8 protein-coding genes are annotated in these 15816 nt (G+C 65.0%); 3 read left to right on the forward strand and 5 right to left on the reverse strand.

Going from position 1 to position 15816, the window contains the following annotated elements; translation table 11 throughout:
- The first annotated feature begins 11 nt into the window (after positions 1-11).
- Positions 12-1334 (forward strand): cytochrome b, encoded by a 1323-nt coding sequence (gene petB, locus F3W81_RS14130; RefSeq protein WP_193079773.1) that lies wholly within the window; start codon positions 12-14, stop codon positions 1332-1334.
- A gap of 17 nt (positions 1335-1351) precedes the next feature.
- The gene (locus F3W81_RS14135; protein WP_193079774.1) at positions 1352-2146 is read left to right on the forward strand and encodes a cytochrome c1; all 795 of its coding nucleotides are present in this window, start codon (positions 1352-1354) and stop codon (positions 2144-2146) included.
- Positions 2147-2355: 209 nt separating this feature from the next.
- Here F3W81_RS14135 and pbpC read toward each other — a convergent pair whose 3' ends face one another.
- A complete protein-coding gene (pbpC, locus tag F3W81_RS14140; protein ID WP_226941686.1) occupies positions 2356-4398 on the reverse strand; it encodes a penicillin-binding protein 1C in 2043 nt (680 codons plus the stop codon).
- Positions 4395-9839 (reverse strand): alpha-2-macroglobulin family protein, encoded by a 5445-nt coding sequence (locus F3W81_RS14145; protein WP_193083893.1) that lies wholly within the window; start codon positions 9837-9839, stop codon positions 4395-4397. The genes pbpC and F3W81_RS14145 overlap by 4 nt, the downstream gene beginning before the upstream one ends.
- Before the next feature lie 165 nt (positions 9840-10004).
- Here F3W81_RS14145 and F3W81_RS14150 point away from each other — a divergent pair, with 165 nt between their 5' ends.
- Positions 10005-12422, forward strand: coding sequence for a response regulator (locus F3W81_RS14150; protein WP_193079775.1), 2418 nt, complete (start codon positions 10005-10007; stop codon positions 12420-12422).
- A 12-nt stretch (positions 12423-12434) separates the two neighbouring features.
- Here F3W81_RS14150 and yaaA read toward each other — a convergent pair whose 3' ends face one another.
- The 3 genes from yaaA to F3W81_RS14165 all read right to left on the reverse strand — a co-directional run bounded on the left by yaaA (position 12435) and on the right by F3W81_RS14165 (position 15706).
- The gene (yaaA, locus tag F3W81_RS14155; RefSeq protein ID WP_193079776.1) at positions 12435-13208 is read right to left on the reverse strand and encodes a peroxide stress protein YaaA; all 774 of its coding nucleotides are present in this window, start codon (positions 13206-13208) and stop codon (positions 12435-12437) included.
- 51 nt (positions 13209-13259) lie between these two features.
- The gene (gene recQ / locus F3W81_RS14160; RefSeq protein WP_193079777.1) at positions 13260-15305 is read right to left on the reverse strand and encodes a DNA helicase RecQ; all 2046 of its coding nucleotides are present in this window, start codon (positions 15303-15305) and stop codon (positions 13260-13262) included.
- 113 nt (positions 15306-15418) lie between these two features.
- Positions 15419-15706, reverse strand: a complete 288-nt coding sequence (locus tag F3W81_RS14165; protein WP_193079778.1) for a YggT family protein — start codon at positions 15704-15706, stop codon at positions 15419-15421.
- Between the last annotated feature and the right edge of the window lie 110 nt (positions 15707-15816).

Raw genomic sequence — 15816 nt, forward strand, 5'->3', positions numbered from 1 at the left:
GGGAGGACATCATGGCCGGAATTCCGCACGACCATTACGAACCCAAGAGCGGACCTGAAAAGTGGGTGCATTCGCGCCTGCCGATTATCGGTCTTCTCTACGACACCATCATGATCCCCACGCCCAAGAACCTGAACTGGATGTGGATCTGGGGCATCATCCTGACCTTCTGCCTGGCGATGCAGATCGTCACCGGCATCGTGCTGGTCATGCATTACACGCCGCATGTCGACATGGCCTTTGCCAGCGTCGAACACATCATGCGCGACGTGAATGGCGGCTTCATGCTGCGCTATCTGCATGCCAACGGCGCCTCACTGTTCTTCCTCGCCGTCTATCTGCATATCTTCCGCGGCCTCTACTACGGCTCCTACAAGGCCCCGCGTGAGATCACTTGGATCGTCGGCATGATCATCTATCTGCTGATGATGGCGACCGGCTTCATGGGCTATGTTCTGCCTTGGGGTCAGATGTCCTTCTGGGGCGCGACCGTGATCACCGGCCTGTTCGGGGCGATCCCGTGGATCGGTGAATCGCTGCAGACTTGGCTGCTGGGCGGACCGGCTGTCGACAATGCCACGCTGAACCGCTTCTTCAGCCTGCACTACCTGCTGCCCTTTGTGATTGCCGGCCTTGTCGCCGTGCACATCTGGGCCTTCCACTCGACCGGCAACAACAACCCCACCGGTGTCGAGGTGCGTCGCACCAGCAAGGAAGACGCGGCCAAGGACACTCTGCCCTTCTGGCCCTACTTCGTGCTGAAGGATCTGTTCGCGCTGGCGGTCATCCTCGCGGTGTTCTTTGCCATCGTCGGCTTCATGCCGAACTACCTCGGCCACCCCGACAACTACATCGAGGCGAACCCGCTCGCGACCCCCGCACATATTGTGCCGGAATGGTACTTCCTGCCGTTCTACGCGATCCTGCGCGCCTTCACCGCCGATGTCTGGCTGGTTCAGTTCCTGCATTGGTTGACCGGTGGGATCGTCGACGCCAAGTTCTTCGGCGTCCTGGCGATGTTCGGCGCCATCGCAGTCATGGCCTTGGTGCCTTGGCTCGATACCAGCCGCACCCGCTCGGGCCGTTACCGCCCGATGTTCAAGTGGTGGTTCGCCCTGCTGGCACTGGATTTCGTCATCCTGATGTGGGTCGGCGCGCAAACTCCGACCAACCTGACCGGCTGGATCTCACTGATCGCGGCAGCCTACTGGTTCGGCTATTTCCTGGTGATCCTGCCCCTGCTCGGCGTGATCGAAAAACCGACCACCCCGCCCGCGACCATCGAAGACGACTTCGAGGCGCATTACGGCGGCAAGAGCCACCCGGCTGAATAAGGAAAGGACAGAGACACATGTTCAGGACACTCTCCCTCTCTGCCCTTGCAGCCCTGGCCTTCACGGCCGGTGCCGCCACCGCGCAGGAGCATGAAACAGCAGCGATCCACGACGTGGATTTCTCATTCGAAGGGCCGTTTGGTGCCTTTGACGAGAACCAGCTGCAGCGCGGCCTCAAGGTCTACACCGAGGTCTGCTCGGCCTGCCACGGCCTGCGTTATGTGCCGATCCGCACGCTGGGCGACGATGGTGGCCCGGGTCTTCCCGAAGATCAGGTACGCGCATTCTCTGGCCGTTTCGAAGTCTTCGACGCGGCGCTGGATGACATGCGTCAGGCAACGCCGAACGACCACTTCCCCGGCTCCGCCCTCTCGAACGCGCCTGACCTCAGCCTGATGGCCAAATCCCGCGCGGCCTTCCACGGCCCCGCGGGCACGGGCATCAACCAGTTGCTGAAGGGCATCGGCGGGCCGGAATATATCACCGCTATTCTGACCAGCTACACGGGTGAAACCCGTGAGCAGGCCGGTGTGACCTATTACGAAAACACCGCCTTCTCGACCGGCTGGATCGCCATGCCCCCGCCGCTGGCCGGTGAAGATCTGGAATTCGATGATGGTCATTCCAACGAGCTGCACCATGAAGCCGAGGACGTCGCCGCCTTCCTGATGTGGGCCGCGGAGCCAAAAATGATGGCGCGCAAACATGCTGGCCTTGTCGCCGTAATTTTCCTCGTGCTGCTGTCGGTGCTGTTGTACCTCACGAACAAGCGGATCTGGAAACCAGTCAAATACAAGACCAAGTCGGTCTGATTTGAGATCCACAAAATAATTTCCACCCCCGACAGATCACTCTGCCGGGGGTTTTCTTTTGGCTGGGACAGAGGGGGCGCTGCCCCCGCCAGCTTTGCTGTCTCCCCCGAAGTATTTTTGGCAAGATGAAAGAGCGCCCTGCTCCCCGTCATCTTGCTCAAAATACTTCGGGGGAGCCGCAGGCGGGGGCAGCGCCCCCACTCTCACCGTTAGTCGAGGCGTACGACGACCCGGGCCGAGCGGCCCTTTGAATCGATCACCGTTATGTCCGAAAAACCTTTTCCAAGGCCGGGCAACAGGGCATCGCTACGGCGCGTACCGGAAAGCAATGGCGTTCCGTTGACAAGCCAGGTGAAGGGCGGCTGGCCTTGGCGAACACGCACCGGCAGCCCCTCGACCGTCATGTCGAGCTCAGCGCCATCTGGCGGGAAGGCCATTTCCGGTGCATCCCGATCTGGCGCGAGGCCCTGGCTGCGTCGGGTGAAGTGGCGCAGCGGCTGCGGAAGTGTCGAGGCATCGGCGAGCAAGGTTTCGGGTGGTGGGGATGATTGCGGTGCCAGGATGGGTTTCAAACGCTGGAAGGCCTCGAACAAAACGGGCGCGGCTGTATCGCCGCCAAAGGCGCCCGGCACCGGAGTGCCATCGGGCCGGCCGACCCAGACGCCGATGACATGCGCACCGTCAAAGCCGATCGCCCATGCATCACGATGGCCATAGGAGGTGCCAGTCTTATACGCTAGGCGGTTTAGCGGCGCACCCGGCGGCGGCGCGAGGCCCGAGAGGATATGTCCCACTTGCCAAGCTGCGGCAGGTGCCGTGATGTGACTGCCCCTGGGGACTGCTTCAGGCCGCCAGTGCAGGGGTTGCGCACGCCCTCCATTGGCAAGACCTGCATAAAGCTGCACCAGATCCTGCAGCGTCATGCCCAGACCACCAAGGGCGATGGCAAGCCCGGCGTGGCCTCCAGGTAAAGCCGGGGTCACCCCTGACCGTCTGAGGGCAGCCATGACTTTGGCGGGGCCGAGGGCTTCGGTCAGCAGGACAGCGGGGAGGTTCAGGGACATTTGCAGCGCATCCGTCACCCGTACGGGTCCGCGGAATATGCCGTCGAAGTTGCCCGGCTGATAGCCGTTGAAATCCGTCGGCCTGTCGTCGATCAGGGTTTCCGGGTGTGCCAGCCCTTGGTCGAAAGCCAGTGCATAGATCAGCGGCTTGAGGGTTGAACCGGGTGAGCGGAGGGCCTGGGTCATGTCGACAAACCCTTCGCCCGCTTCAGAAAATCCGCGTGAGCCGACGGATGCGAGGATGCGGCCGTCGCGGTGATCGGCCACCAGAATGGCCAGAGACAGTTCTGATCGCTGGCCGCGTAGGGCGGTTGCGGCGAGGGATTCGAGCGAGGCTTGCAGCGGCACCTCAATCGTCAGGTTCTGGCGGGCAAGGTCGGGACGCTCGGCGAGGGCACGGTCTGTAAGGTGCGGTGCGAGCGCCGGGAAGGGGCGGCGGCGTGTCGGTATCGCGTCGGTTTTTGCAGCCCTCGCAGTGTCGCTCGTGATCACGCCGTCCTGCGCCATGCGGTCGAGCACTCGGTTGCGGGCGGCCTCGGCGGCCAACGGGGCTCGGTCGGGGCGGCGGAGTTCCGGGGATTGCGGCAAGGCCACAAGCAACGCCGCTTCGGCGGGGGTGAGCCGTGTCGGCTCCTTGCCGAAATAGGCCAGCGTGGCGGCGCGCAGACCTTCGATATTGCCGCCCATCGGCGCGAGGGTCAGGTAGAGGTCGAGGATCTGCGCCTTGGAGAGCTGACGCTCCAGCGCCAGCGCGACGCGGGTCTGACGTAGTTTGCCGGACCAGCGGCCGGTGCTGCCCCCCTCCAGCAGGCGCGCGACCTGCATCGTCAGGGTCGAGCCGCCGGAGACGACGCGGCCTTTGGTGACGATCTGCCAGAGGGCGCGACCCACGGCGCGGGGGTCGACTCCGGCGTGGGTGGCAAAGCGGCGGTCCTCATAATCGACCAGCATCGCGAGGTAGAGCGGATCGGCGGGGCCGGGCATCGCCAGCCGCCAGCGCCCGTCATCGACCATGTAAGCGCGCAGCAGGCTGCCATCGGCGGCGCGCATTTCAACCGCCGTTGCGGGGTGCAACGGCGGCAGCTCTGTCGCGTCGATCCATCTGTCGGCTGCATCGCGCCCTGCGGCCAGCGCCAGAAGGGCGGCGACCGACAGGGCGAGCAATGCGCCGCGCCGGTCGCGAGTCACTTAGTGACCGTGACGCGGCCCTCGAAAGTGCGGGCGCGGTAGCGGGGGCGGTACATATCTTCGACCGAGGCCGCCGGGTGCAGGTAGTCGCCCGGCGTCACCGCGCGCACCACATAGGCCAGCGTGAAGGGGTCGGCCGAGCGCCAGTCGAGCGCGGCGAGGAAGCGGTCGCTGCGGAACTCGCTCATCTCAGGTGTGGTGGTTTTCAGCCAGTCAAAGGCGGCGATGTCGCCGGAGGAGAGCAGGCGCGGGTTGTCGATCTCAAACCCCGCGGGCAGCGGATCGCTGACCATCAGGCGTGCGCCGGTCTCGGCAAAGGGCCTGACCTTGATGACCGTCACAAGGCGGTCGCCGGAGTGCAGGCCGGAGGGGTCGGCCTCCTCCCCTTCAAGCGTGTAGTAGCTGCGAGTGATGGAATAGCCCTCGCCGCCCGACATGACCGGACCGTCGGGGATGCCGAGGGTGGTCAGGGTCAGGTCAGTCGCCGTAGTGCTGGTGTTGGTGACCGTCACGGGCTGCATCGCGTCCCCCTGCAAGACGCGGACCATGGGACCTTGCGACGGCGCGCCGTTGACCGAGAGGCCCGCGACGGAGGCGTCCGAGACCAGCGATTTCGCGGCGAGCAGGGTCCAGGCGCTTTCCTGGGTGGAGCGGGGAGTGTCGACCGCCTCAATCTGAGAGATCAGGGTGGCGCGGTCGAGCGCGTTGCTGCCCGCCTCTGCCGCCAGAGTGAGGACGGCAGCGGCGTCGCGCAGGTGGGTGCCGAAGTCGGCGCGCAGGGTCTGCGGTTCGGGGCCGCTGAGGTCCGTCCGCAGCAGAGTGCCCGCGCGGGTGAACATGGCGTCGGCGCGGGTCGGATCGCCGTAGGCGGCCAGCGCGGCGCCGATCTGGGCCATCGCCAGAGGGGTGGCGAAATCGCCGCCCTTGGTGTCGGCGTAATAGCGCAGGTCGCCCATCTGGGCCTCGCCTTCGCGGGCCAGCACGAGCAGTTGATAGGCCAGCGCCTCGCCCCCGTCATTCTCGTCACGGGTGAAATCGGGGGCGTAGTTCACTTGGTTGCGCAGGTTGTTCAGGGCGCGGCGGAAGGCGAGGTCCGGCACGGGGATGCCGCCCGCGCGGGCGCGCGACAGGAAATCGGTGACATAGGCGTCGAGCCAGCCGCCGCCCGTCGTGTCGGACCAGAGGTTGAACGCCCCGTTGCTCTGCTGGCGGGCGAGGATCTGGTCCACGGCCTGTGACAGGCGCTGATCGACCTGCGCCTGTGGGACAAGGCCCATCACATCGGCGATGGAGGAGAGGTAGAGCAGCGGCATCGCCTGAGAGGTCACCTGTTCGGTACAACCATAGGGATAGCGGCTGAGCTGGGCCAGCAGGCCGGGCACGTCGAGCTGGGCAAGTGGCCCGGCAGAGAGCGTGGCCGAGGCGGTGTCGACGTGGAAGCCGTCAAAGGCGTCGGCGTTCAGGGTGATGGTCGCACCGGGGGCCAGCGGGAAGCGCCGGGTCTGGGCGATCTGCGGCGTGTTGCGGCGCACCGGCAGGGTCAGCGTCTGGCTGAGGGTGCGGCCATCGGGCGTGGTCAGCGTGATCTGCAGGGTGTCATCACCCGCCTCTTGGGCAAGGATCGGCACCGAGAGGGTGACTTTTTGCTGGGCGTCCAGAGTTACCTCGGTCGGGACATCCCCCAGACCGAGGCCATCGGCACTGACCTTGAGGCCCATCACGCCGGTCGGACCGGTGGCATGGGTGATCTCAAGCAGCATCCGCGACTGGTCGCCGGGGGCGAGGTAGCGCGGCAATGAGGCGGTGACGACGACGGGATCGCGCACCAGCACGTCGGCTTGGGCCGAGCCAACGCCGGTCTCGCTCCACCCCAGGGCCATCAGGCGGACGGTGCCGTTGAAGGCGGGGATGTCAAAGCTGGTCTGCGCCGTGCCATCCGCGCCGACAGTGACGGGGCCGGAGAAGAAGGCAACGAGATCCTGATCGGGCGGCGGGCTGTCCATGGCGGCGCGGTTGCTGACATCACCGCCAGAGCGGACGCGGCCCATTTCGCCCTGCAACCCGTCGATCAGGCGACCGTAGACATCGCGCAGCTCGACCCCGAGGCGGCGCTGACCGAAGTAATAGGCCTGCGGGTCGGGGGTCTCGAATCCGGTGAGGTTGAGGATGCCGAGGTCGACAGCGGCAAGGGTGACGTATCCGGTATCGCCCGCGCTGAGGCCGTCGAGATGCACCGTCGCGGCAAGCGGGCCGCGCGGGTCGGAGGCCTCGGGCGCGTCGATTTTCACCGACAGAGCCTTGGCGCCGGGATCAACGGGCGCGTAGTCGAGGCCGAGGGCGCGCGCGGGGTTGTGGCCGGCGGCGATGTCCATCGGGCGCAGGACCGTGGCGGTGACATAGGCGCCCGCGCCCCAGGCGTCGGTCACGGGCAGGTCGACGAGGTTTTCACCCTCCGACACCTCGACAATCTTCATGTCGATCAAGTGGTTGGAGAGGACCGAGATCAGCGCCGTGCCCGCGTAGCGCGGCACCAGGCGCAGCGTCGCCGTGTCCCCGATGGCGAAGCGATCGGCGGTCAGCGACACGTCGAGCATGTCGGGTGTCGTTGTCGCGTCGGCGGGCACGTACCAGCCCGCGTAGACCTCCATGCTGGCGGTCGAGCGGGGACTGTCCGCGCTCTCCACCACGATCTCGTAGCGGCCCCAATCTACGGGGGCCGAGACGGTGACAGGATCGGTGCCGAGGGTAACGTCGCCTTCGGTGACGGGGCTGCGGGTGGTAAAGCTCTCCCACTTCCAGTCACCGTACTGGCGATACCATTGGTAGCGCGTGGTGACGCGGTTGATGGTGTAGTGGACGGGCATTGCCGTGCGGGTCAGCGTGGCGTCCAGCGCGATGAGGTCGAAGCTGGCCTCGCCACCCTGCGGGACAACGCCATCCGCAACCGACCGGACTGCGATCATCGGATCGGCGGGGGTCATGACGCGGGCGATGCGACGCTCAACCGGGCGACCGGAGCCTTCCTGCACGCGCAGGGTGGCCGTCATCTCGACCGGAGCGGCGACGTCGGGGTCGTAGCTGGTAAAGGAGAGGGTGGTCGCGGTCTTGCCCTCGGCATCCGTCGCGTCGAGCGAAAAATAGTCGCGCGTGGTATCGCCTTGGGCGTCATAGAGACCGAAGTGATAGCCGGGGAATCCCTCCAGCGTATCAAGCGGACGCAGGGCGTAGTCACCTGAGGCCGAGAGGTCGGCTGCGGGGGCGCCGAAGAGATAGCGCGCCTCGATCGCGAGGGTCTGGGGGCTGGCAAGGGGCAGCGGGGCGTCTGGCAGGCTCAGGCTGAAATCCAGACGCTCGGGCAGGAAATCCTCGACCAGGACGGTGTCGGAGGCCAGAGCGGGGGCGTCGAGGTCGGACTTCACTTCGATCCGCCAGGTCCCGCGCGGGACGCTGGGCCCGACAGGGAAGGCGAAGACATGGCCACCGGCCTGACCCTTGGCCGAGGTCTGGCGGGCGTATTCCACACCATCGGGCCGCGACAGGATCACGGTGACGGGCAGGCCCCTGATCGCCATCGCCTGTGAATCGCGGCTGAGGGCGGTGATATGGATCACCTCGCCCGCGCGATAGGCCCCGCGGTCAGTCGCGAGGAAAACATCGATGGCCGAGGACGGCGCGCGCCCCTCGACACCGCGATCAGACAGGTCGAAGGCCGGGTCGGTCAGCGACAGAAAGGACAGGTCATCGCCCCTTTGTGCAAGGATCGCCGCCGGAGCCGCGCCGCCCTTGCCGCGCAGCAAGCCTGGGGCAAAGCTGGCAAGGCCGGTGTCGTCTGTGGTGGCGGTGGCCAGCACCTCGTTGGCATTCGACAGCAGGCTGAGCGTCACACCGGGGCGGGCACCGGCATCGGAGAGACCGCGCACCACCGCCGTAAGACCATCGGTGCCCTGCATGGTGCTGAGGCCCAGATCGGTCAACACGAACCACTGGGTTGCGGCAGGCGTATCATAGGGATCGGCGCCGGGAACACTGGCGCGCAGGGTGTAGACGCCGGGCGCCTGCCCCGCCAGAGCCTCGCCCATCGGCAGTCGAGAGGTGATGGTCTGGTTGCGCTCTGAGCGGACCTCGGCAGTGCCGGACCAGATTTTTTCGGCAATCTGGGTATCGAAATCCTCGACCTCGTAGGCCGAGATATCGCGGCCGAAATAGCTGTTCTGCACGGCGCGCACGATATTGCGGTCGGACACCCGCGACAGGGTCAGATCCAGCGCGGCGACGTTGACGGTATCGATCGGCAGGGCGGCATCCGTGGCCCGCGGCAGCACATAGCCCCGCCCGGGAAAGCGCGCCGAGGGATCGCGGTCGGGGATATAAAATCGCAGGTCGACGTCTTTTTGCAGCACCTCACCGCTGCGCGCGGGCAGGCCCTGACGGAAGGTCGCGTTGTAGGTCTCGCCATGTGTGCCGCCAATCAGGCAGATCTGGTTGCCGTCGGCTTCAACCGCCATGGCTGGGTCGGGCAGGCGCACGAAAGGGGCATAATCGACACCGGCCAGCGCGAGGGGTTCCGAGAACTCGGCGCAGATGCGTGGCTGGGCGAGGTTGCTCTCGACCGTGTTGTCAGTGATGCGAAAGCCATAGAGGCCGATGGCCTGATCAAGGTGCGTCTCAATGGCGGGTGTCGGGGTCAGGGTTTGGGCAAGGCGCAGCGCCGGAATGGCGTCGCGGCCCCGATCCAGTGCGGCAAGCGCATCGGCCATCAGCACCAGTGCGTCGGCAGAGGTCGCGTCCTCCGGGCTGCGCAGATAGCCATTGATCGCGGCGGAGAGTGCCTTTGCTGGCAGATCTCCACGGTTGCCAGTGTCTTTGTTGTAAAGCGCGAGCGTATAGGCGGCGAGGCGCGTCCAGTGCGGCGAGGCGTCGGATTTTCCGGTCGCCGCAGCGATGGCGGCCTGTGCCCCAGCCAGATCACCGTCGCGGGCGCGGGCTGCTGAATCTGCGGCAAGATCATCTGCGGAGGCGCTGCTGGGGTGGCTCCAGGGCAAGTCGCGGGCAAAGCTGCGCGCCGCGCCGAGAGTGTCCTCGCCAAGGAAGGAAAGCCGGCGCCCTGCGTCTTCGCTGCGGGCCTTCACCGCCGGATCGACCGTGATGACCTCAGCCGAGAGCGCCCCGTCAAAGGGTGTCATCCCCGTGACGCTGCCTTTGGGAAAGCAGGAGTTGTTGCGTGCATTGAAGGTCAGCGCGACGCATTGATCGGTGCTGAGGCAGGCGGCCCGGCAGGCCTCAAGCGAGCTGTCGAAGATCTGCTGCAGGTCCGTGCCGGAGAAATCCGTGTTGGCGCTGACGACAAAGCGTTTGTCGGCCAGCAGCGGCGCATCTGCCTCCTGCGCGGTTGCGAAAGGGGCGCACAGGGTGAGCACCGCGACCAGCGCGGCACCAAGCATTCGGGGCATCTGACGTCTCCTGCCTTGACTGCGCACAGGGTCGCACGCGGCCGAAGCCACAGCAAGTTTTCCTTCTTGCGCCGGGATTTCCTAAACGGATTTTTCATTCAAAACCGAGAGGCTCTGCCTCAGGTCCGCGACAGGGCTGTTACGGAGAAACCCCGGATGACCTTGGCAAGCAAACTGGCAGAGGAGCGGCGCGCGCGCCTCGCTGCAGAGCGCTTGCTTGAGCAGAAACAGGCCGAATTGCAGGCCGCCAACCGCAAACTGGGACGCCACGCCAAACATCTGTCCGAGCAGATCCACGAGAAACGGGCCGAGGTTGAAACCGTGCTGAGCGAGCATGAGCGGGTGAAATCCGACCTCAGCGCCGCCAATCAGCGAATCGAAGTGGCCGAGCGGCGGCTCTGGCTGTCGATCGAGACGATCCGGGACGGCTTTGCCTTCTGGGATGCCGAAGGCCGGATGATCGCGGCGAACAATGCCTGGATGACGATCTTTGACGGGCTGACAGAGGTCAGCCCCGGCGTCAGCTACATTCGGATGCTGCAGCTCGCGACCGAGGAAGGCGTCGTCGACATCGGCGAGGATCCGCCGCAGATCTGGCGGCAGGGCATGCTGGCGCGCTGGCATACGCCGAATCCCGATCCTCGGGTGATCCGGCTGTGGAACGGGCAATACGTCAAACTTCTGGACCAGAAGGGCCACGACGGCGACGTGGTGACCCTGGCGCTGAACATCACAGGCACGGTGCGATACGAACGTCGCCTGCGCCAGGCCCGGCAGAGGGCAGAGGCCGCGAACCGGGCAAAGTCGACCTTCCTTGCCAATATGAGCCATGAGATCCGCACGCCGATGAACGGTGTCGTCGGCATGGCCGATCTGCTGGGCGATACAGGGCTGACCGATGAACAGCGCATCTATGTCGATACCATCCGCAGCTCGGGCGAGGCGCTGCTGGAGATCATCAATGACGTGCTGGATTACTCCAAGATCGAGGCCGAGAAACTTGTCCTCCACGCCCGTCCGTTTGATCTGGAGCGCTGTATCCACGAGGTTTTGCTGCTGCTGCAGCCGGGTGCGCGCGAAAAAGGGCTGAGCCTGCTGATCGATTACGATCTGTTCACTCCGACCAGTTTTATCGGTGATCCGGGGCGAATCCGCCAGGTGCTGACCAACCTGATCGGCAATGCGGTGAAATTCACCTCCCGTGGGCATGTGCTGATCCGGGTACTTGCCCTACCCTGCACGAACAGCACGGATGCCAACCTGACAGTCACGGTCGAAGACACTGGGATCGGGATAGCGCCAGGTAAGGCAGGCATGATCTTTGGCGAATTCGCCCAGATCGACAGCGAAAGCACGCGCCAGTTCGAGGGCACAGGCCTTGGGCTGGCGATCTCGCAGAGACTGATCCGGCTGATGGGCGGCACAATCTGGGTGGACAGCGAACTTGGCGCAGGCTCGGCCTTCGGGTTTCGGATTTCGCTGCCCGTGGCCGGGGATACGCGGGCTGAGCCCGAGCCGGTGCCGAACCTCGGCAGGGTGTTGATTGTGGACAGTAACCCGTTGCACATCTCGATCCTGGAAAAGCAACTGGAGTTGCTCGGGGCCGAAACCCTGTCCTGTCAATCTGCAGGCAAGGCGCTGGCGCTACTGGATGACAGCATCACGCTGGTGCTGACGGATCACAACATGGAGGCGATGGACGGGCTGGAGCTGGCAGAAGCCATCCGGGAGAGCGGCAGCGACGTACCGATCATCCTGCTGAGCCCGGCAGTGCATTTCGCCGAGATGGACCCTGCACGCCGCCATTTGCACGCCATCCTGCAACGCCCGACCCTGCGCGACGACCTGTTCCGCGTCCTGCGGACACTCGGTGCAGGCCCGGTTGTCAGGCCGCCCCGGACCGCTGAAGCGAAACCGCCGCGGCCGTCCACGGGCGGGCGTCGCTGCCGGGTGCTCGCGGCGGAGGACAACAAGACCAACAGGCTGGTGTTTGAGAAGATCCTGGCCAGCGCGGATGTCGACCTGCGCTTTGCGAAAAACGGTCTTGAAGCTGTACAGGCCCATGTCGAGTTCGCGCCGGATGTGATTTTCATGGATATTTCGATGCCGCTGATGGACGGCAAGGAGGCAACGCAACGCATTCGCGCGGCAGAGGCTGCCAGCGGAAAACGGGTGCCGATCGTCGCCATGACCGCTTATGCAATGGAGGACGACGAGGAAAAGGTGATTGCCGCCGGGCTGGACCACTACCTGCCAAAGCCTTTGCGAAAGGCGGATGTGCTCGACAAGCTCGCCTCATTGACCCCCGCTGGACTGCGGCCGCCGTTTCACATGAAACCGGAAGTCGCGCCTGCGGGCGCTGCCCCTTCGGGGGCGGGCGGCGTGTCCGACGCGGGAGCGGAGGCGCATTCCCAACCGGAGGCTGCCGCGAAGCCCAAGCGTGCAGAGACGGCTGATACGGATAGCAGCCTGCCTGAACCTCTGGGAGGTGACGAGAGCTTTGCTGCCGCTATCGAGGAAGCCTCCTCGCCTCCGCCTGTTTTCATGCGCAGGAGGGGCAAAAGTGGCACATGACGTGCGACGCCTTCAACTGTCTTGGGGCGCACGCAGGAAAATCATCTCGTCCGCTGAAGATCGATCCGGCTGGTAAATATAGCCGCCCGTATCGAAATCCTGCAGGCCCTCCGGCGTGGTCAGACGGTGCGTGATGATATAGCGGGCCATCGCCCCACGGGCGCGCTTGGCGTTGAAACTGATGACCTTTTCCTGACCCTTCGAGACGTCCAGGAAGACCGGCGTGATCAACCGCAACCCAAGCGCCTTCAAATCCACAGCGCCGAAGTATTCCTGGCTGGCGCAGTTCACCAAGACATCAGTGCCGACCGCGTCAGCCTGCCCCTTCAGCAACTTTGCCGGGGCAGCCCCCCAGTATTGATAGAGGTTTGTGCCGCGTCGGGTCTTCAGGCGGGTGCCCATTTCCAGCCTGTAGGGCTGGATCGCGTCGAGCGGGCGCAGCACGCCGTAGAGACCGGACAGGATGCGCAGGTGCTCTTGCGCGAAGGCCAGCTCCTCCGCATCCAAGCTGGAGGCATCGAGGCCCTGGTAGGTGTCCCCGGCAAAGGCCAGCGCCGCGGGGCGCAGGGCTTCGGACGCAGGATCATCCTGAAAGTCGCGAAACCGGTCGCGGTTCAGACGGGCGAGGTCCTCAGAGAGATGCATCAGATCGCGCAGATCCTTGATCGACTTCTGACGCATCGTTGCGGCGAGACTGCGGCTTTCTTCGGCAAACACCGGCGTCGTCATCTGCTGGTCGCGCGTCGCCCAGTCGAGGCGTTTTGCAGGGGAGATCACGGTCAGCATGGGGCGTCCTTTGGGCTGTGTCGGTCGGTGTGCAGGGGGCTTCGCGCGGCGTCACACACCGTCGCGCAGCACCTCTAGGAAGGCGTCGCCGAAGCGCTCGGCGCGACGCTCGTCGAGGATCCGGCCAAGCGCGGCGGCGTCTTTCGGGCGGGACTCGGCGATCTTGGCGATCAGGGAGTGCGAGCAGGTCAATGGCTTGTCGATACCATCTGGGCCACGCGCGAGGTCGTTCTGTACTTCCATGAGGCGATCATAGAGGGTGCCTGCCGCGCGGCCCGCCAGTTTGCGCCGCTGGGGGTGCAGCGTCTCGACCTCTCCGGCGATGACCGACAGGAATGTGGCGCCGTAGGCCTCAAGCTTTTTCGCACCGATGCCGGAGATCCCGGCCATTTCATCAAGGTTTTGAGGGCGGGTTTCGGCCATCTCGATCAGGGTCTTGTCGTTGAAGACGACATAAGCAGGCACGCGCTGCTCCTCGGCCAGGGCGCGGCGCTTGGCCTTGAGGGCTGAGAGCAGCGGCTCGTCTTCTTCCGACACCAGTGTGCGCACGGCGGGGCGGCGGTCCTTGCCAGCGGCGGCGAGGCTATCCTTGCGTAGCAGGATCTGGTCTTCGCCGCGCAGAATGGGACGGGCGGCCTCGGTCATGAACAACGCGCCGTGACGTTCACCGTTGGGGCGGATCAGGTCGAGGCCCATCATCTGACGGAAAATCGCCTGCCATTCGGTCTTTTTGTACTCCTTGCCGACGCCGTAGGTCGGCAATTCGTCGTGTTTGCGTTCACGGATCTTGTCGGTTTCGGTGCCCGTCAGAATGTCGATCAGGTGGCCCGCACCGAACCATTCGCCGGTGCGCAGGATCGCCGAGAGGCCCTTGCGCACCGCCTCGGTCGCATCAAAGGTCGCGGGCGGGTTGTCGCAGAGGTCGCAGTTGCCGCAGCTTTTGCAATCTTCTCCGAAGTATTTCAGCAGCGTGGCGCGGCGGCAGGTCAGCGCCTCGGCCAGCCCCAGAAGCGCATTCAGGCGGGCGTGATCGGCGGCGCGGCGTTCGGGCGGGGCCATGCCCTCATCAATCTGGGTGCGGCGCAGGCGGATGTCGTCGGGGCCGAACAGGGTCAGGGTTTCGGCGGGGGCGCCGTCACGTCCGGCGCGGCCGATCTCCTGATAATAGGCCTCGATCGACTTGGGCAGATCGGAGTGGGCGACCCAACGGATATCAGGCTTGTCGACGCCCATCCCAAAAGCGACCGTGGCGACAACAATCAAGCCGTCGTCCTGCTGGAACTTCAGCTCGGCCTCGCGGCGGTCGTCAGCCTGCATGCCACCGTGATAGTGGATCGCCGCCATGCCGGCATCGCGCAACCCTTGGGCAATGCTTTCGGTGCGCGCGCGGGTGCCGCAATAGACGATGCCGGACTGGCCCTTGCGGGCGGCGGCGAAGGTCAGGATCTGCTTGCGGGGGGAGTTCTTGGCGGAAAAGGCGAGGTGGATGTTGGGCCGGTCAAAACCGCGCAGGAAGGTCGTGGGCTGGACGCCGTTGAACAGGCGGGTGACGATCTCGGCCCGGGTTTCTTCGTCCGCTGTGGCGGTGAAGGCGGCGACGGGGACATCGAGCATCTCGCGCAGTTCGCCGATGCGCAGGTAGTCGGGGCGGAAATCATGGCCCCACTGCGACACGCAATGCGCCTCATCAACTGCGATCAGCGAGACGTTGATGCGCCGCAGCATCTGCATCGCGCCCCCGGAGGCGAGGCGTTCAGGCGCGAGGTAGAGCAGTTTCAGCGTACCCGCCTCAAGCGATTGCCAGACGGCCTCGGTCTCCTCGTCGGTGTTGCCAGAGGTCAGCGCACCGGCATCGACGCCCGCCGCACGCAGGGCACGCACCTGATCGCGCATCAGGGCGATCAGCGGCGAGATCACCACCGTCACGCCGTGGCGCAGCAGCGCAGGCAATTGGAAACACAGGGACTTGCCGCCCCCGGTGGGCATGATGGCTAGGGTGTTCTGGCCTGCGGCGACCGCCTCGACGATCTCGCCCTGACCGGGGCGGAAGGCGTCGAAACCAAATACTTCGCGCAGCAGCGCCTCTGCCTCTGCCATGGTGCGTCCGTCATCCTGTGGCTGTTGCGGTGCCGATGCGCACCAGAGCGTCCACTGTCCCATACTCCGCCGGGGCGGACAAGATCAGCCGCCCCTAGATGCGGGGGAATACTTCAGTACATATACCCGATGTTGTTGGAAATCACGATACGAAGCGCCATGATCGCCAGCAGCACCAGCAGCGGCGCCAGATCAAAGCCGCCCATCGGGGGCAGGATGCGGCGGATCGGGTCGTAGATCGGTTGCAGGATGCGGTTCAGCCCGTACCAGATCTGCGCCACGAACTGCTGGCGGGTATTCAGGACCTGAAAGGAAATCAGCCAGCTCATGATCACATGGGCGATGACGAAGAACCAGACGACGTTGAGGACGAGGTTGACGATCATCAACAGTGATTGCATGGGCGCTTTCTCCGATTTTAACAGCAGACCTCAGGTAAGCAGTCAAAGCCAAATGCGCAAGTCGGACGCAGGGTTCTGGTTGACGTTGTGTTTGCACCGCCCCAGCAACG

The organism is Pseudooceanicola spongiae (assembly GCF_014899185.1).
Taxonomy (GTDB): domain Bacteria; phylum Pseudomonadota; class Alphaproteobacteria; order Rhodobacterales; family Rhodobacteraceae; genus Pseudooceanicola; species Pseudooceanicola spongiae.